Origin of the sequence: Enterococcus sp. AZ128 (assembly GCF_051714485.1) — a bacterium.
Lineage (GTDB): Bacteria > Bacillota > Bacilli > Lactobacillales > Enterococcaceae > Enterococcus_A.
In genome coordinates this window covers 888,368-906,628 of sequence record NZ_JBIORZ010000002.1, presented here as the reverse complement: position 1 = coordinate 906,628, position 18,261 = coordinate 888,368, and the positions used below count along the sequence as shown (strand labels likewise).

Annotated in this window: 15 protein-coding genes; 6 read left to right on the top strand and 9 right to left on the bottom strand. The window is 39.8% G+C overall.

Translation table 11 applies throughout. From position 1 onward, the window contains the following. Window positions 1-93 precede the first annotated feature (93 nt). Window positions 94-2,475: a DEAD/DEAH box helicase family protein gene (locus IGI38_RS16125; RefSeq protein ID WP_438732448.1), complete on the top strand. Its 2,382-nt coding sequence runs from the start codon at window positions 94-96 to the stop codon at window positions 2,473-2,475. Window positions 2,476-2,718: 243 nt separating this feature from the next. On the opposite strand, the gene IGI38_RS16120 is transcribed toward IGI38_RS16125, so the two are convergent. Beyond that, the gene (locus tag IGI38_RS16120; protein WP_438732446.1) at window positions 2,719-3,687 is read right to left on the bottom strand and encodes a helix-turn-helix domain-containing protein; all 969 of its coding nucleotides are present in this window, start codon (window positions 3,685-3,687) and stop codon (window positions 2,719-2,721) included. 195 nt (window positions 3,688-3,882) lie between these two features. On the opposite strand from IGI38_RS16120, the gene rhaB reads away from it, so the two are divergent. The 4 genes from rhaB (at window position 3,883) to fucO (ending at window position 8,768) form a co-directional block, all read left to right on the top strand. After that, a complete protein-coding gene (gene rhaB / locus IGI38_RS16115; protein ID WP_438732445.1) occupies window positions 3,883-5,340 on the top strand; it encodes a rhamnulokinase in 1,458 nt (485 codons plus the stop codon). Between the two features lie 80 nt (window positions 5,341-5,420). Then, the gene (rhaA, locus tag IGI38_RS16110) at window positions 5,421-6,677 is read left to right on the top strand and encodes an L-rhamnose isomerase (RefSeq protein ID WP_438732443.1); all 1,257 of its coding nucleotides are present in this window, start codon (window positions 5,421-5,423) and stop codon (window positions 6,675-6,677) included. Window positions 6,678-6,728: 51 nt separating this feature from the next. Beyond that, window positions 6,729-7,547 carry a rhamnulose-1-phosphate aldolase gene (gene rhaD / locus IGI38_RS16105; RefSeq protein ID WP_438732442.1) on the top strand — a complete coding sequence of 273 codons (819 nt, stop codon included), beginning with the start codon at window positions 6,729-6,731 and terminating at the stop codon, window positions 7,545-7,547. A gap of 66 nt (window positions 7,548-7,613) precedes the next feature. Continuing rightward, a complete protein-coding gene (gene fucO, locus IGI38_RS16100) occupies window positions 7,614-8,768 on the top strand; it encodes a lactaldehyde reductase (protein WP_438732440.1) in 1,155 nt (384 codons plus the stop codon). A gap of 273 nt (window positions 8,769-9,041) precedes the next feature. Here the strand turns inward: fucO and IGI38_RS16095 are convergent, their stop codons facing one another. After that, window positions 9,042-11,684 carry a glycosyl hydrolase gene (locus IGI38_RS16095; RefSeq protein ID WP_438732438.1) on the bottom strand — a complete coding sequence of 881 codons (2,643 nt, stop codon included), beginning with the start codon at window positions 11,682-11,684 and terminating at the stop codon, window positions 9,042-9,044. Window position 11,685: 1 nt separating this feature from the next. Further along, the gene (locus tag IGI38_RS16090) at window positions 11,686-12,873 is read right to left on the bottom strand and encodes an MFS transporter (RefSeq protein WP_438732436.1); all 1,188 of its coding nucleotides are present in this window, start codon (window positions 12,871-12,873) and stop codon (window positions 11,686-11,688) included. Between the two features lie 121 nt (window positions 12,874-12,994). On the opposite strand from IGI38_RS16090, the gene IGI38_RS16085 reads away from it, so the two are divergent. Beyond that, the gene (locus IGI38_RS16085; protein ID WP_438732434.1) at window positions 12,995-13,969 is read left to right on the top strand and encodes an AraC family transcriptional regulator; all 975 of its coding nucleotides are present in this window, start codon (window positions 12,995-12,997) and stop codon (window positions 13,967-13,969) included. A gap of 137 nt (window positions 13,970-14,106) precedes the next feature. Here the strand turns inward: IGI38_RS16085 and IGI38_RS16080 are convergent, their stop codons facing one another. The 6 genes from IGI38_RS16080 to IGI38_RS16055 form a co-directional block, all read right to left on the bottom strand. Further along, complete coding sequence (locus IGI38_RS16080; RefSeq protein WP_438732432.1) at window positions 14,107-14,691, bottom strand: YitT family protein; 585 nt, start codon at window positions 14,689-14,691, stop codon at window positions 14,107-14,109. Window positions 14,692-14,994: 303 nt separating this feature from the next. Then, window positions 14,995-15,684, bottom strand: a complete 690-nt coding sequence (locus tag IGI38_RS16075; protein ID WP_438732431.1) for a transaldolase family protein — start codon at window positions 15,682-15,684, stop codon at window positions 14,995-14,997. Between the two features lie 17 nt (window positions 15,685-15,701). Continuing rightward, complete coding sequence (locus IGI38_RS16070; RefSeq protein WP_438732430.1) at window positions 15,702-16,523, bottom strand: PTS system mannose/fructose/sorbose family transporter subunit IID; 822 nt, start codon at window positions 16,521-16,523, stop codon at window positions 15,702-15,704. Continuing rightward, window positions 16,520-17,317: a PTS mannose/fructose/sorbose/N-acetylgalactosamine transporter subunit IIC gene (locus IGI38_RS16065; RefSeq protein WP_438732428.1), complete on the bottom strand. Its 798-nt coding sequence runs from the start codon at window positions 17,315-17,317 to the stop codon at window positions 16,520-16,522. The genes IGI38_RS16070 and IGI38_RS16065 overlap by 4 nt, the downstream gene beginning before the upstream one ends. 18 nt (window positions 17,318-17,335) lie before the next feature. Then, window positions 17,336-17,839, bottom strand: coding sequence for a PTS sugar transporter subunit IIB (locus IGI38_RS16060; RefSeq protein WP_438732426.1), 504 nt, complete (start codon window positions 17,837-17,839; stop codon window positions 17,336-17,338). 16 nt (window positions 17,840-17,855) lie between these two features. Continuing rightward, window positions 17,856-18,260: a PTS sugar transporter subunit IIA gene (locus IGI38_RS16055; protein ID WP_438732424.1), complete on the bottom strand. Its 405-nt coding sequence runs from the start codon at window positions 18,258-18,260 to the stop codon at window positions 17,856-17,858. Between the last annotated feature and the right edge of the window lies 1 nt (window position 18,261).

The following is an 18,261-nucleotide window of genomic DNA, read 5'->3' as shown; positions in this document are numbered from 1 at the left end:
AACACGCACTCTTCTTTTTAAAATAAATCCATGATAAGCTGGTTATTAATTAAAGACTTACTTGAAAAAAACAAAAATTTTTGAGGAGAAAAGATGGTACCGACTATCGAGTTAAGAACCTATCAGCAACGAGCAATCGATCAATTAGCCAATTATTTGGATAATGACAGTATCCATATTGTCGCTCCACCCGGATCAGGCAAAACAATCTTAGGGATAACGATTATTGATAAAATACAGAGAAAAACATTAATTTTAGTCCCCTCTTTACTGTTGAAAAAGCAGTGGATGGATACGATTCAGGAATATTATCCTCAATGGGAAATCTCTGAAAATCTGCTTCAGCCAACTCAAATTACTATCGCTACTTATCAAAATCTGTGTAGTAAAGGAAAAGAGTGGACGCGTTACTTTGAAGAATATGGTATTAATTTTCTTGTGCTAGACGAATCGCATCACTTAAAGAAAAGTTGGTCTGACCTTTTACTGCATTTACGAGAACATACGAATGATTTGCAAACATTAGCCTTAACCGCAACACCTCCCTTTGATGCGAATCAAAAAGAATGGAAGAACTATATTCGATTAACGGGAACGATTGATGAAGAAATCTCTGTTTCCGAGTTGATAAAAGAAGAGGTGCTTGCCCCTTATCAGGACTATGTCTACTTAATCCCTGTGACAAAAGAAGCGCAGGAACAATTCTCAGATTTTTTAGAGAATCAAAATCAAATTGTAGCCACGCTTTGTCGTAATCAAGAAGTAACTGATTATCTGTTAGCTCAAGATTTTATTCAACAGCCTTTGAATTGTACAGCATTTATCTATAAGAATTTTGACGTTTATTTGAGTTGTCTATTCTACCTGAATGAGCAGCACTATCAAATTGGCGGGGATCATTGGAAGATTTTAGGGACAAACCGAAAGAAATTTGAAATTCCTCAGCAAACAAGAAAAAGTATCATCGATTTATATCAATATTTATATCATGCAGATCCACGCTTAACTATATTTAACTATTTATCAAAAATAGGCTGGCTATACAACGATAAGCTCAGGCTTTTCCCGAACTTTGAAGGCAAGAATCAATCAAACATTCCTTTGGTAAAAGAGGCAATCCAGCATATTGTTATAAAAGAAGAGAGCTATTTAGAAAACATGCTGCGCGGTGTACTTTTATTTGATCATATCAAAAAGGATGTTCTAGATGGAAAAGAAAGGTATTTAGAATATGGTGTTGCGCCAGCATTTTTAGATCTCAAGGACCTGCTTAAACCTGAAACTTCTCTAGCCGCTATTTGCGGAGAATTCCTCATCATCAGTCAGGATGTTTATCAGAATTACTTCATAAATTACTCAGCATTTCAGAAAGAGAAGAATCTGTCTAACTATGTTTATTTGACCATGACAGACAAAAATAGAAGCAGCTTATTATCCCTGACAACACAGCTTTTAGATTCTGGTATTCTCAATTTATTAATCGGTACGGTCAGTTTATTGGGAGAAGGATGGAATTGCCCTTCGATTAACACCATAATCATGGGAAACGCGGCGGGTTCCTACGTCCAAACCCAGCAGATTCGCGGCAGAGGGTTACGGAAAACTGGAAAAGGAAAGCTGACCAATATTTGGCATATTGGAGCAATTTATCCGAATATTCCGTTATCAGAACAACCTTCATTCGCTTCTATTTTTAAACGTTTATCATTTATCGAAGGCTTAAATTTGCTTGCCGCACCGCTGATTTCAACAGGCAGTGAACGATTTGAACTACCGGATATTCAAGTAATCAGCGGCTATACACAGCACAATCTTTATCAAGCCAAAGAGCGTGAAAAATATTTTACACTATGGAATGATGCCTTAAAGCAAGGAACTCGCTTGGCAATGCCCCTGTTTATTCGAAGCCAGCCTGCAGAAAAAGAATTGGATTTTGAACCGACTAGCTTTAAAAATAGAAAAGAAAAATCGCTGACCTTCTTTCAATCCCTGCTTCACGGGAATCTAGCATTCTATTTTAAAGAACAAAAGAAGAGAAGGCTTTGGCGAAAATCTTGTCAAATCCAACAAAAAATAGTTCAAATAATTTATCAATTACTAATAAATGAAGGCCTGCTATCTGAGAATATCCCCTTAACAATTAGTTGGGATGAGTATGTCTTCTCCTGTGAAATTACCGCTAGCTATCATCAGGAAAAACTATTTAATGACCTAGTTAGCGAAGCATTGGGTGAAATCGAGAATCCTAGGTATCTTTTAAAAATTAAACATGCCTACTTTGCAGTCCCCGCTCGTTACAGCAAGAATAAAAAGGAGGCTCAAACTTTCATAACAGAGATTCAAAAAAGCAATTCATCGGCAGAAATTTTCTATACGAAAAACCTCGCCGGCCGAAAGCACCTGATTGATGCACGATTAAATACTCTGCTTAATCCTGATAAATTAGAAATTATCGAGCATAAAATTTGGCAATAAATTACTCATAGTGAGCTAAATGAGACATTATACAACAGTTCAAATGGTTTAAAAAGACCTCGGATTCCTAAATCTCTAGTAGAATTTAGAATCCAAGGTCTTTATTTTTGTGCGTACCTTTCATGATTTCAACAACTTTTATTCAGAGGCTTTAATCCTAGGCAGGTAGTTTTTTTGCTAATAGAGCTCAATCCTTAATAGGCCCGTAATGACTGATGAGTGGTTCTCGTCTCTCTCCTATGCTCACTCCCTAAACGAATTTGGAAGTACCCCATAGGCCTCTTTGAATTGATGATAAAAATGGCTGCGATTTTTAAGTCCGATCAGTTCAATGATCGAACTGATCGATAGGGAGGAATTTTCGATTAGGAATTTAGCCTGCTTCATACGTCTTTTTGTTAATAAATTGGAGAATGTCTCGCCGGTCTTCTTTTTAATGATGTTACTCAAATAATTTTTGTTGTATCCCAGCTGTTGTGCCGCACTTTCTAACGTTACTGATGCGAAGTCGGTTTCGATCAATTTCAATGTATCGATGACCACCTGATGATTTGTTTTGTCCTTTTTTTCTTCGTAAAAATCATAGGTGCAGTTTCCGATTAATTCAGTAAATAGAATCGGGATATACAAAGAGATGATTTCGTTAGCAAAATTCGGCTCGATAAAATATTTATTGATCATTTGATCCAAAATCATTTGAACATGTTCATTCTCAGAACAACGAAAAATCAAATAATTTTTCCGGGAACGATTGGCTAAGGTTTGCGCTAAAAAGCTAAATAGTACACTGCTCTTTTCGTTAAGGTTAGAAAGCCAATCGATATCCACTTTATCATTCGGAAAGATGATATTGATCATAATATCATCCTCATCATGCTCACTTAACGCATGGGCAGAGCCACGATCAAGTAAAAGAATTTCCCCCTTACGAATCACCTCTCGATTGCCATTAATATACTGGATCGATTTCCCTGAATAAACATAATTCAATTCCAAAAAATGATGCTTATGTTCTGGATAAGCAGCAAACCGCGGGTGCTTGCTTATATAAACAGAATTATTTTTCAAAAAATAATCTCTCAGCAAAACCATGCTATCTTCTTTCGTTTGAAACGAGTTCTCGGGAATATCAATAATAAATTTCTTACGTTTCAATTGCTCCTCTTCGACTCGATTATGGCGGTGCAAATACTCTTTAGTCACTTCATGCATTTTTTCACATCCCTGTAAATTCGTCACACTTATTCTATATCCTCGTCATTGATAACACAACCCAGAATTCTGATAATAGAGGTAGAAATCGTGATAAGAAAGAATCCACGCTCAGTTACTAATCATATGATTGAAGTTTTTGCATATCTAATTAGTTATGTAAAATAGTGACTCGTTTTAAAAGGAGGAATAAGAATGGCAGAAACTTATATAGCCGTAGACATCGGTGCTTCAAGTGGACGTTTAATGCTCTCGGAAAAGGATACATTTAATCGTATTTCACTTGAAGAGGTTCATCGCTTTAAAAATGGGTTTTCTTTAATTGAAGGAACAACCCATTGGGACACAGAACACTTAATCAAGGAAATTTTGATCGGCTTAGAAAAAATAAAGCACCGCGGCATTGAAAAATGTTACGTCGGTATCGATACATGGGGGGTGGATTATTGCTTACTAGATGATCAAGGTCAAGCCTTGAGTTTGCCGGTCAGCTATCGTGATAATCGAACCGCACATGCTATGGAGGAATTTGGCCAAAATTTCCCATTGCAAGAACTTTATCAAAAGACGGGCATCCAGCTTCAACCGTTCAACACCGTTTTTCAATTGCTAAAGGAAAGTCCAGTTAAATTGGCACAAGCCAAACAATTATTACTGATCCCTGATTACCTGGGATACGTTTTGACTGGCCACGCGGTATTAGAAAAGACTAATGCATCGACTACGCAGCTAATGAACTTGGAAACCCGAGAGATTGATGAAGATATTTTAACCGCCATCGACATCGACAAAGAGCTCTTCCCAAATTCAGCAGAACCAGGATCAATTTTAGGATCGCTGCTTAAAGAGAAATTTCCTGACTATGACCTCCCAGATGCCATGTTCATCACCATCGCCTCCCACGATACTGCTTCGGCTGTTGCGGGAACGCCAGGTAAAGGCACCGATTGGGCGTATATCAGCTCAGGAACTTGGTCCTTGATGGGGGTAGAAATCGATGAAGGAATTTCAACTTCGAAGGCCTACCAAGCCAACTTTACCAATGAATGGGGTGTTCAAGGAACGGTCCGTTTTTTGAAAAATATCATGGGTATGTGGCTGATCCAAGAAGTCGCACGCAGCCAAGACTATCAGTATTCTTATCCTGAATTGGCGGAATTGGCGAGTCAAGCTTCCGCCTTCGAAAGCTTGATCAATGTGAATGACCCTCGCTTTCTAAATCCTGAGAACATGATTATTGAAATTCGAGCCTATTGCCAAGAGACCATGCAGAAAATTCCTGAAACTGCGGGAGAATTGGCTCGTTGTATTTACGATAGCCTAGCCTTATGTTATGCGGTGGAACTAAACAAGCTGCAAACAATTACTGGTCGAAGGATCACAAAGCTTCACATCGTAGGCGGTGGTTCAAATAATACTTTCTTAAATCAATTAACCGCAGATACTTGCGGTGTCACTGTTCTTGCTGGTCCAAGCGAAGCAACCGCAATTGGAAATATCATGGTCCAAATGGTCGCTACAGAGGGATTTGGAACGCTAACGGAAGGTCGCGAAGGAATCAAGAACTCTTTCCCGCTGAAAGAATTTCATCCACAAAGCAAGAATCCTGCAGCACTTAAAAAATATCTGGAACTCACCAAATCAATCATCTAAGACAGGTACAAAAAGGAACTAATAATTGTGTTAGAAAAATAAACGAATTAAAAATCAATCGAACGAAAAGAGGAAAAATGATGTCAAAAACAGTAGAAAAACGTTATGAAGATGCAAAGGCACGCTACGCTGATGTCGGTGTCGATACGGATGCCGCCTTGAAAAAAATTCAAGAAGTGAAAATCTCCATGCATTGCTGGCAAGGAGATGATGTCAAAGGATTCTTAAAGCCGGACGGTGAATTGACAGGCGGTATCATGGCCACAGGCGATTACCCTGGAGCAGCACACACACCCGATCAATTAAGACAAGATATTGAGAAGGCCTTATCTTTAATCCCAGGCAGCCATAAATTGAATCTCCATGCTATTTACCTTGATACAGATGAATCCGTTGAACTAAACGAAATCGAACCAAAACATTTTCAAAAATGGGTGGACTGGGCCAAAACGCAAAAGATTGGTTTAGATTTCAACCCTACCTTCTTCTCTCATCAAATGATGAAGGATGGCATGACCTTGGCTCATCCCGATAAAGAAATTCGAGAGTTTTGGATTGAACATGGGAAACGCAGTCGGAAAATCGCTGAATTCCTCGGAAAAGAAACGGGACAAACCTGTATCAATAATTTTTGGCTCCCCGACGGAATGAAGGATAACCCGATTGATCGTTACAGTCCTCGAAAACGTCTGATGGAATCACTAGATGAGATTTTTACTGAAGAATTGAATGAAGCATATACCCAAGAGGCGGTTGAAAGTAAACTGTTCGGTCTCGGTGCCGAAGCCTATACTGTCGGATCTCATGAATTCTATATGGGATATGGTCTGACTCGTGATAAGCTCATTTGTTTAGATGCCGGTCATTTTCATCCTACAGAAGTTATCTCGAACAAATTGTCTTCACTGGCTTTGTTTTCAAAAGGCATCATGCTGCATGTTTCCCGCCCTATTCGCTGGGACTCTGACCATGTTGTCCTTATGGATGATGAATTGCAAGAGATCGGTAAAGAGATTGTTCGCAATGATCTTTTGAGCAAGACCACGATTGGTTTGGATTTCTTTGATGCAACGATTAATCGGATCGCCGCTTGGGTCGTCGGTACCCGAAATACACAAAAAGCGCTTTTAAAAGCGATGCTGGAACCAATCGACGATTTGAAGACAATCGAATTGGCCTTTGATCATACTAAACGGATGGTATTAACGGAAGAAATGAAGGACTTCCCTTACGCCGATGTCTGGAATTATTTCTGTGAACAAAACAATGTCCCTGTTGGAATGGACTGGTACGAAGATGTACTGGATTATGAAAAAAACGTTCTAGCAACACGTTAAAAACTAGTTGAATGGGATTCACCGTTCAAGAAAAATATGGAGGAATCAAGTATGAAAAACATTTTAGAAGCACCCTTTGTAAAAGAAATGGTTGACGTGACCAGCAATCTCTATCGCCTAGGTTGGGATGAACGAAATGGCGGAAACATCTCTTATTTATTGGCGGAATCAGCAGTTAACGAGTATTTAGATACTAAAAATGTTTTACGAAATATTCCCATGGACTTTGATGGTTCAGCAATTAAAGGAAACTACTTTATCGTGACCGGTTCAGGAAAATATTTTAAAAATGTCGCAGCGGACCCAGCGAATAATCTCGGTGTCATTCGTGTTGCCGAAGATGGGCAAAGTGTCGATTTACTATGGGGGTATACGGACGGCGGCGTGCCTACTAGTGAACTCCCAGCCCATCTGATGAGCCACATTGCTCGTCTAAAAGTGGACGCAGAAAATCGCGTGGTGATGCATTGCCACGCAACCCACCTATTAGCCATGACCTTCAGTCATGAACTGACTTCTAAAGCCATCACTCGAACACTTTGGGAAATGTGTACAGAATGCCTAGTCGTCTTCCCAGAAGGCGTTCAAGTGTTGCCTTGGCTGATTCCAGGTTCCAATGAAATCGGTGAAGCGACTGCTCAAAAAATGCAGGAAGCTCGACTTGTTCTTTGGTCCTTCCACGGTGTTTACGGTGCTGGTCGAACAATGGATGAGACCTTTGGCCTGATCGAAACCGCTGAAAAAGCGGCCGAAGTCTATACTTACGTACAGGCACAAGGCGGCATCAAGCAAACTATTTCAGATGAGAATTTTGTCGCTTTAGCAAAACAATTTGGGATCATCCCTAATCCAGAATTCTTTGATGCTTAATAACTAAAGCATCGTTTTAAAAGAAAAATTCGTACCAAAGGATCAAATGAATAAGGAGCGAAAAAAATGACAGTAAACAGAATGATTTTGAATGAAACATCCTACTTCGGTAAAGGAGCGATTCAAGAAATCGCAAATGAAGCCAAAAAACGCAACTTTAAAAAGGCGCTAGTCGTTACTGACAAGGACCTGATCAAATTTAATGTAGCAACTAAAGTGATGGAGGTCCTAAAGAACGCTGAACTCGAATATGAAATTTATGATGCGATCGTTCCTAACCCTTCAATCGAAGATGTACAAGCTGGCGTTGAAGCGTGTAAAGCAGCAAAAGCTGATTACATCGTAGCTATTGGCGGCGGTTCACCGATCGATACAGCAAAAGCTATTGGAATTATCAACAAAAACCCTGAATTCGAAGATGTCTTAAGTTTAGAGGGTGTCGCAGATACAAAAAATCCTGCGCTGCCGATTTTAGCGGTCCCTACCACCTCAGGAACCGCTGCGGAAGTAACCATCAATTATGTAATCACAGACAAACAGAACCAACGTAAATTTGTTTGTGTAGATCCACATGATATCCCAGTGGTTGCCTTCATTGATAGCGACATGATGATGGGCATGCCTAAAGGACTTTGTGCTTCTACTGGAATGGACGCATTGACTCACGCCATTGAAGGCTATATTACCAAAGGCGCTTGGACTATGACAGATATGCTTCATCTTGAAGCAATTGAGATTATCGCTCAAGCTTTACGTGACTCCGTCGCAGGAGATCAAACTGCCCGCGAAGAAATGGCCCTTGGACAATACATCGCTGGAATGGGCTTCTCAAACGTCGGTCTGGGTCTTGTCCATGGCATGGCGCATCCGCTATCTGCTTGGTATAATACGCCCCATGGGGTAGCCTGCGCAACGCTGTTACCATTAATAATGGACTATAATAAAGAATATACCGGTGAAAAATTTCGTCAGATTGCGATCAAAATAGGGGTAGCGGGGGCAGCTGACATGCCGTTAAACGATGTACGCGACGCTGCAGTGCAAGCAGTCAAACAATTAGGTATCGATGTAGGTATTCCACAAAACCTAACTGAAATTGGTATGAAAAAAGAACATATTCAACAAATTGCTGAAGATGCTTTCCGTGATGTTTGTTCACCAGGAAACCCCAGAGAGGCCTCTGTAGAAGACATCGCCAAGCTTTACCAATCAATGCTATAAAATGAACAACAGACGACCTTTCACTGAATCATTCAGAAAAGGTCGTCTGATTTTTTTATTTTTGAAATGAATTTTCTTCAGTCTAACTCCTGTATTTTATCTACCAATCAATCTTTCCTCACAGAAAGAGGCCGACTCATAAGTGTTCAGCGTCAAGAAATTTTGGCTTATTTCCGCAGGCGCTACTTATGAGTCGCCGTTTATTCGTGAATAGGAGCTGAGCCAAAAGTCTAAAAGACTTTTGGGGCAGCTCCTTTTTGATATATGAATAGGTTAGAATCGCAGTTCTACATCTTCGATACCATAATTTTGCATTGGAAATTCTCCGTAATGTTCAGCCAGCGGCGATGTATTCAGGTAATTATTCAATGTACTGCCTACAACGATTTCCAATTCGAAACTCTCAGTGAGAGAATAGTGTTGCAGAGAATAATCACCAGTTAAAGGATTTCCTTGGAGCTCTTGTCCATTAAGTCTGACCAGCAAACTTCCTGCCGCACTATTAATATGAAGACCTCGCGGTTTTTGATCCTTCAAGTCGAATACAGTTTTGTAAGTTCCGACACCAGAAGAATTTTTAAAATCATTAAGCTTATTCCAATAACTTAGCTCTGACAGCTCCTTGGATCTCATAGTTTTCTTGTTCACTAGATTCTCTGGTGAATACATTTCCCAGCTTTCAAGGGTTAATGTCCACGGGTGCTTTTTCAAAGATAGCACCTCCGCGTTTTCCAATTCCTCGACTATAGCTGATCCTTCACCAAGTACTTCAAAAATACGACAATCTTTAGCTTTTAACTGAGCTCCTCTCACCGTAGCAATTTCGCCAGTCCAAGGCATCCATTCACGTACCTCGTAACTATTCAGAAAAGCAGAAAGTGATAAACTTTTAGCACCTTGGTTGTAGCAAAAAATAAATTTGTGTTGCTCACTGCTACGTTGATACGTCAACAAATCTCCAGTATCTGTTTTGAAATCAGAGACTTTTAAAATCTGAACTAGCTCTTCCAATTCTGCTGTCGCTTGATAGATAACAGACAAGCCTTGCCTAGACCATTCATCAATAGCTTTTTTAACTTTCTCTGAAAGCGCCACTTCCTTTGGAATGACAAGACTGCGATAGCTTGCGCCTTTTGTATATAAAACACGATCTTTTATCGTTACAGGTTCTGAAAACAACCCTTCCGTCATCACTTGGTAACGGTAACCCATCTTGGTTAATTGATCGCCAATTTCGATTTTTTTGTTTTCACTTGCATTGTGTCCAGCTTGATAGACTAATACATCCAAGTTATTTTTCCCATGTCTCAACAATTCATGAAGACGGCCCAAATAACTTGTATATGCTGGTAAATATTCCCAGACCGGTTGACGTTTGCCCCATGGTTCTGCAAATCCGCGTCCCCCTAGCATAGGATTAAAAGCGGAAAATCCCGGCCATTGAGCTCCTGGAGCATATTTGAAGGGGATTCCATGCCAATAAGTCTGGTTGACTCCCGCCATATAGTTTTTGTGTAATGTTTCAAACAATTGAGATAACGTCGTAGCATACCCTTGAAAAAGATAAGCGCCTGCCTCGTCTGATAAAATTTTAATTCCACCAAAATCACGCCCAGCCGCTAACAGACGAAAAGCATCATTTCCGTCTTCGCCAAAGCCTAAAGATTCGCCTTCAGCAACATCCAATTTCGCTGCAGCCGCAGCCGAATCGATCGCCCAACCGTATGGCTGCGCCCGATAGTTCATTTTCAATGTATTGGCCCATTTCTTCAACGGCTGTAAATGATGTTCTTGATACAATTGGTTCAAGACTTCAAAATAATCATGCCGCAGTTCTTGAATCTTATTCTTGCTTTCTTTTTCAACTTGAAAACTAGAACTTTCAACACCTAACCCGTTATCCTGATTGATTCCCAATACAAAAGGCAGATACGGACGAATATCATATCCCATTCGTTGTTCGAATTGCTCCAGCATATCTGTGGTCCAATGTCCGACAGATTGCAGCTCTAAAGAATCCTCGAAAAAGCAGTCTCCAACCTTCTGCAAAAGTTCAAGGAACTCTGGATCCGAGAAAAAATTCTTTTCCCAAAGAGACTTAATCCATTTGAAGCCTTCGATTGAAAAATGATCGACGACATAGGCATACGGCTCCATGACATCTGGCCGAGCAGAACTGCCCATCGAAAACATGTTGACACGTTGTCCTGTTCCTCGTTCAAAAACCGCGATAATAATACTGTTAGAATGAGTGGTCCCTACCGCCTCGGTTAGTCGCCCCTCCTTTACTTTGGCAGTAATTTCTTCCAATGAATCAAATCGAATCTCATCACTAATTACAGTGTATGCCTCCTCCCAAGGAACTGCGGGAGGCATTTCGACTTCCTTATGATCAATATGCGCCGCTGTATAAACGGCGATCAATTTATTATTTATCTCTCCGCCATCAATCCTTTTTTCGCTCGTTTTATAATGGGGTGAACAAAGAGATTCGATGATTGTCCCTGATGGAAGTTCTCCGTTAAACGAATAACTTCCATATACTAATTCTTTCGCGGTTCCAAAATCGTTAGGATCAGCTTCATTGGTTGATGCTGGCCAATGAGGCCCGATAGTCAGATCCACCTTCAATCCATATTTTTTTGCTGATTTCAAAGCTTGTTTCACCGAAATTCGCCAATTGTCACTGGTAAAGCCGTATTTTTTAGGATCTAACACTTGCGCATCTTTTTCGGAAATCGCGTCATATACATCAGAGATTTCAACACCGCCAAAGCCAGCTTCAGAAATTTCCTTCATTTCACTATCCAATTCCTCTAGGTAATTTGCCACATACCCGCCAGGCCACCAATACCTCAGTCTGGGACGGCTATCATTTGTCGGTTTTTTAAAACGTTCCTCAATCTTATTCATCATCTCACACCTCTTTTTGTCCCAACAGACGCATACTTTTCTTTTGAAAATTCGATAATATCGCTCCTACCGCAACGATAATTGAGAGCACACAGCCAACAAGCATTGCGCCAGCAGCAGTTGAACCAACAAATGCTTGATTTAAAAAGTTAATGATTGTTGGGCTCAAAAAACCGCCAACAGAATTAGCTGTCGATAATACCGCCATCCCCATAGGAATCAAAATAGGGTGAACTAAAATCGTGATCAAGAATGGCGCTTGAGAGAAGAACATCGCTTGTCCTGCTCCTGAAAGAAAACTACCGATGATCGCCAATGGCAAATTGCCGGCAACCGCCAAAATAAGTAATGAGACCCCTTCAATCACAAAAGCAAAAGCTATCATATGTGATTTGATAACCTTCGAGATTCTGCCAACACAAAGTCCCGTAATCAATCCGCCTAATTGGGCTAGCATCGTTACTAGCCCCGAAATATCGCTCCCGCCAAGATTATTTTCAGTAATCAGCAGTGAGATATTATTATTAAAAGCATTGTTCACTACCATAAAACAAAAACCCATTAAAGCAACAATCAACACGCGTTTATTGATGACCTCGGTCACTGAATGTTTTTCCTGCTGGGGATTATGATCTTCCACATTCGTTTTTGGTAAACAAACCCAAGCAATCAAGAAAACGATACCCGCAAAAACATACGTTAGGTACGAACGATACCAAAGGCCCGCTCCCAAATTTCCCGAAAGAAACATCAAAAACATCGTGCCAATACTTACAAAAGAAACCTGTTTCCCCATTGCCCCTTGCCGTTCCTCAACTGAAAAATAGTCGGCGATCAATCCGGGGATGACATTCGTAATAAAGCCCACACTCACACCGATCAGTCCCGAACAAATGATAAGTACAACTAGTTGACTGTGGAAAAAGTATGGAATAAGACCAAACACACATGTCATCGCTGATCCGACTAAAGCGATCGTCCGTTTAGAAATGGATAACGCAATTCGTCCTACAACAAAAGCTGCTACGATCCCCGTTAAATTTGCCACGGATAAAATCATTTGGATCTGATTAATACCGCTCGATGGAAAAGCACCCGCGATCGCTCCTAATACAGGCGACATCAGCAGGGTTGCCATCGAAAGCATACTCAATGAAAAAATTCCTACCTTGATTCTTAAACTCGTTTGCATTTTGCATTCTCCTTTATGTGATTATTCAACTCTTGAATCTATTGTATATACACAAGAAAACGCATACAATGCGGAAAAACCACCATAAACTGTGATAATATGATCTAAAGGAGAAAAAACGATGAAAAAAGAGCCGAGCTTCTATAATGTTGACCATATTCCGCGAATTGATCAAACCAGGCAGCCATTAAGTCCCTATGTCATTGTTGACCCGGTATTTGATCCTTATCGCGAACTAAGCCACTCAAGTGAAATCAGTCTGCCATTGCATAAAATTCTAACCAGTGTCGAATTGGACGAAACGCTGCCTTTCGCGATCGTTTCTCACTATTTGGATCTGCCTTCCAACTTGCATTATCATGACTACATTGAAATCGTCTATGTTCCTGAAGGAAAGCTGTTAAATGTCGTCAACCATTCGCCATTTATTATGGAATCAGGCAGTCTCTTCTTAATCAACAAAGACGTTCCTCATTTAGTTTCCCGTTTAGCGAAGGAAGCTGCTAAACCGATGGTCGTCAACCTGCTGATCCACCCCAACATATTCGATGGTTTTGCTAATATCACTCAACAATCTATACCACTGACGAATCAATTGTTTAATTTTGGGGACTATTTGATATATCACAAATCCGACTTAGATAATGTTCACTATTATTTACAGCGATTGATCACAGAATATTATCAAGCGAATTTCGCATTTTCCTATACTGTACTTGGCTACTTAATGATTTTTCTAGAACAATTGGTCCAGCTTCAGCACCCGTTAAAAAGACAGATGGACGAGCTGACCAATGCTGTGATTGCCAGAATCAAACAAGATCCGGCAAATGTCTCATTGGAACATCTAACAGAACAATTTTCCTACAGTAAAGGCTATTTATCCCGGCACATCAAAGAACAAACGAGCAAAACAATCTCTCAGTTGATTACGAATGAAAAACTAATATTAGCCGAAAAATACTTATCTGAAACCACAAAAACCATTTCCGAAATCTCAGAAATCGTCAACTACCAAAGCGAAAGTCATTTCTATCGCCTTTTTAAAAATAGATTCCAATTAACACCAAAACAATACCGTCATTTATTGAAATAGTTCATGAGCTTTTCTAGCAATAACCCGAATAAGCCGACCATGATTATCAACGGTCGACTTATTCGGGTATTTTAAAATTAAAGGCAGCAATCATTACGTCTGAACACTAGAATTCAAGAACACATCAGCATTCAATATCAACGATCAATCTTGGCATTTACTCGCATTATCCTCATGTCATCAATAGCAGCATAAAGCTTCATCGAAATGCTCATAATAAGAATCGACATTGTCGCAAATAGTCCATCGATGGGACTCAAAATATAGAAATTCAAAAAAATGATGACTAGATTCGTTAGCAACAACCCTTGATGTGCGGGAATTTGAAAATACCGATCGAGAATTATCGGCGGCACAGTCACACCCCCATTTGAAGAACCAGCTTTATACAGATAAAAAACACCTAGACTAAACAACGTACTTCCTACTATCAAAGAGGCGATATGAGAAAAAAATAATGGCGTTGTAGGAACAAAATGCAGAAAAAGCGGAAAAAGCAGACTTCCGATAAAAATTTTTGAAAAAACTTGTTTATCTAATAGTACATATGTCAGCACAAGCATCAGGACATTGATCAGCCAAACCACGTTGATACTTTTGAAAGCAAAATGGATCTCTACTAAATGCCCGATCGCCCCAACTCCTGCGGAAGCAATATCATGAGGTAACAAAAAAAGATTCAGCGCAACAGAAATGATCAGCAATCCAATAGAAATATTCATCAGATTCAAAAGCTTTTTTATGACAACCACCTTCTTCCCATTAGTTAGACTTATCCTACCATCACAAAAAGGAAGGCTAGAGTCATTTTTTTCAGTCTGGTATGAAGTTTTTGTGAGGTAAAAAAGGATTTATTGTAGTCCTAATTCTAAATGCAAACAATAAATTTAATCAGTTTGCCTTTTTAGTGTTCTATTTCCTTCTAAGCTATCAAAAAAGACCAACCACCTAGCGCGATGGTTGATCCTTCAATCAAAAATTTATTTATAACTACTCTTTTTGCGTCAGTAGCTTTATATACAAAGTTAAAAATCACAAATGGATGTTTCTGCTCCATACAAAGATTCCCAATCTTTCTTAAACTGCCCCACACTAGCCTCGGTCAAGATATGATTGGCGCAAGCTTCAAAGACATCGTAGCCGATTGCTGAACCGTATACGCCATTGACTGCTGCTTTTTCGACTTGCAAAGCATTTTTGAAGGAGGCGCCCAACACTTTGGCTTCAAAGTTGTTTTCTTTGAATACTTTTATCGTATCAGCTAAAACCTTATCGCCATCGGCTGAAATATTACTGACGCGATTCACATAAATTGCTACATAGCTTGCGCCGCTCTGTGCCGCTAAAACAGCTTGATTTACGTCAATAATTGCGGTTGCTGTCGTAGCAATTCCTTCCGCTGTGAGTACCTTCATTGCCTCATATCCGGCTTTGCAGGCTGGGATTTTCACAAAAAAGCGACCTGAAATTTTCTCTCGTAAATGCTTGGCCTCTTTGATCATCCCTTCAGTCGTCGTACTAACCACTTGAACATGTAATTCCTTTTCGTCACCAATAATTTCTCTAATTCGATGGATCAGATCAAAGAAAGGGATTTTTTCACCTTTTAAATCTTTCATTACGATTGTAGGGTTCATGGTTATTCCCGCAATCGGGTAAACTCGATTAGCTTCCTTAACCACGTTAACATCGGCTGAATCAATATAATAGATCAATGATTATTCCTCCTATTTTATGCAATTCCTAACAGGGACAGGACAATTCCTAGTACGACGATTCCAACTAGTACTAAGTTGAAGCTCACCTTTTTGTTCATTAAATAGAAACACAACATTGTTATTCCTAAAGGAACCATTCCAACTAAAATCTGATCCAAAATATCCTGTAGCTCTAATACGGCTTTTCCATCCTGCATCCATTTAAATTTAGCAGTAAACGTGACAATCGTAGAAGTCATACCTCCAACCATGATCAGCCCCAATGTACTGGCAGCTTTTGTCATGATATGAATAGCTCCGCTAGAATAAATTTTTTCGATGTATTTGGAACCTAATGTAAACCCTAAGTAAGTTCCATAATAGCGTGTAATGATTGACGGTACATTATAGAGTAAGATGAATACGATAGGGGCTAAGATGTTCCCGTTGTTTCCTAATCCAATCGCAACACCCGCAGCGATAATTCGAAGCACGCCCCAGAATATGGAGTCGCCGATTCCTGCCATCGGCCCCATTAGACTTGATTTGACGGCATTGATGGAATTTTCATCGAAATCGGACTTCTCACTGTTTTCTTTTTCCATTGAAGCGACAAGTCCCATAATAAAGGAAGAAAAGTTCCCAGTCGTATTGAACCAAACGATATTTCGATACAATGCTTCTTTTTTGGCATCTGCAGATTTATAAAAACGGTTGATCGCAGGCATCAGCGCATAACAAAAGCCGGCACCGCCATTTTTAGCATAACTATACTGAGCATATAAAGGAAACGAGCGCCAAAATATTGAATTGAGCATCTTTTTATCATCTCTAGTTAATTCATTTTTTTCTGTCATGCGAAAAAGTCCTCCTCATCATCCTCAACTGTAGCGACCGCAGCTGTTTTAGTATTTTTTAAATCCAATATTTCTTTATCTCGCATTGCGCCAGATACAGCGATTACCGTTCCAATGATGGCTAAAGCAACTAACGGTAATTTTAAATAAGCAACTAAAGCAAAGCCTAAGAAATAGAAAATAGCGATCTTTTTCTCCCACAGCATCTTCAATAAGATGGCAAATCCAGCCGCCGGTAACAATCCACCACAAACCGCCAGTCCGTTCATAACAACATCTGGAATGGAGTCAACAAAAGTCTTGATTGGACCAGAGCCAACCAGTACCGCCACAAAAACAATGATCGAGAAGACCAAAAATTTGAGTACCCACAAACCAAAGTGCAAAGCGACGATGCTTTTCTCCTTGCCTTCTTTAGCCAATCGATCAAAAGGTTCAGCAGATGCACTCAGCACAATCGAAATAAGTGTCTCCATCGCCCCCGCCAAAATACCAATCGGAATCGCTAAAGTTAACGCTACTTCTGAACCGCCATCCAGCAATATCGCAAAGGCTGTACCAAAAACCGTTCCCACTGCCGGATTCACAGCAGCTGTACCACCAACATTGATAGCTCCCATAAAGACAGCTTCTAATGAGGCTCCTATGATAACTCCAGATTCCAAATCACCTAACACAAGTCCGACTAATGGCCCAACTACGATTGGTCGATCGATCATACTTTGACCAGTCAACCAATTCCCCCCATAGGTGACAAACATGACAATAGCGAGCAAAAAAGCTTGTACTACCATTTGTTATTCCTCCCTATCCTATTTTCCATGCGACTTCAGCAAATCAGCAGCCATTTTTATTGGTTCATCTGGTAACGTTTGAAGAATGACGTCATTTTCTGAATCGATCAACGTTTTTAAATTAACTAATTCCGAATCACTGACAAGCACCGTTTTAGTCAGCGTCATTTTTTTCGAAATATCCTCTCCATCAAAACGACCAGCATTGGCAATATTAATCGTTAAGCCTTTTCCATCAAGTTTTCCGACTAAATTTCGCGCGTCTTTAATGGAATTCACTAATACGAAAATGCGCATTTTGTCGGCTTTGGGATTATTTAATAATTTGACAGAATCCTCAATCGTTTTGATGGTTAATTTCACATTATAAGGTGCGGCCATTTTCAGTGTCATCTGCTGTGTTTCATTTGTTGCAGCAGCATCATTGGCTACCACTATCCCATCCGCCTGTAATTTTTTTGTCCATAACAGTGCTACTTGCCCATGAATCAGACGGTCATCTACACGAATCGTAACAATCATTTTTATCTCTCCCTTTTTAGAAAAATGCTTCTTCCTCTTTGTTTTCTGGTTCAACAACTTTTAATTCATTGCGACAGTTCTCTACCAATTGGTATGCTTTTTCTTTTGTTATTCTCTCAGGAGTTAACAAGACTTCTAAAAGAATCGGTAAGTTAAAGCCCGTGATAAGAATGGCCTTATGCGGTTCTGTATAGTTGAATAATTGCTGATTGACACTTCCTCCATATAAATCAGTAAAAACAACGACCTCATCATCTAGTGAAAGATTGTTAAAAAAAGTATCATACTGTTTCGTTACATCTGTTTCGTCAACGTAGGCATTGATGATCGTAATCTCCTCACGTTCTCCTACTAACAATTTCAAACTGCTCATTACCCCATCCGCAAAATAGCCATGAGTAGCGATCAAAATCTTTCTCATG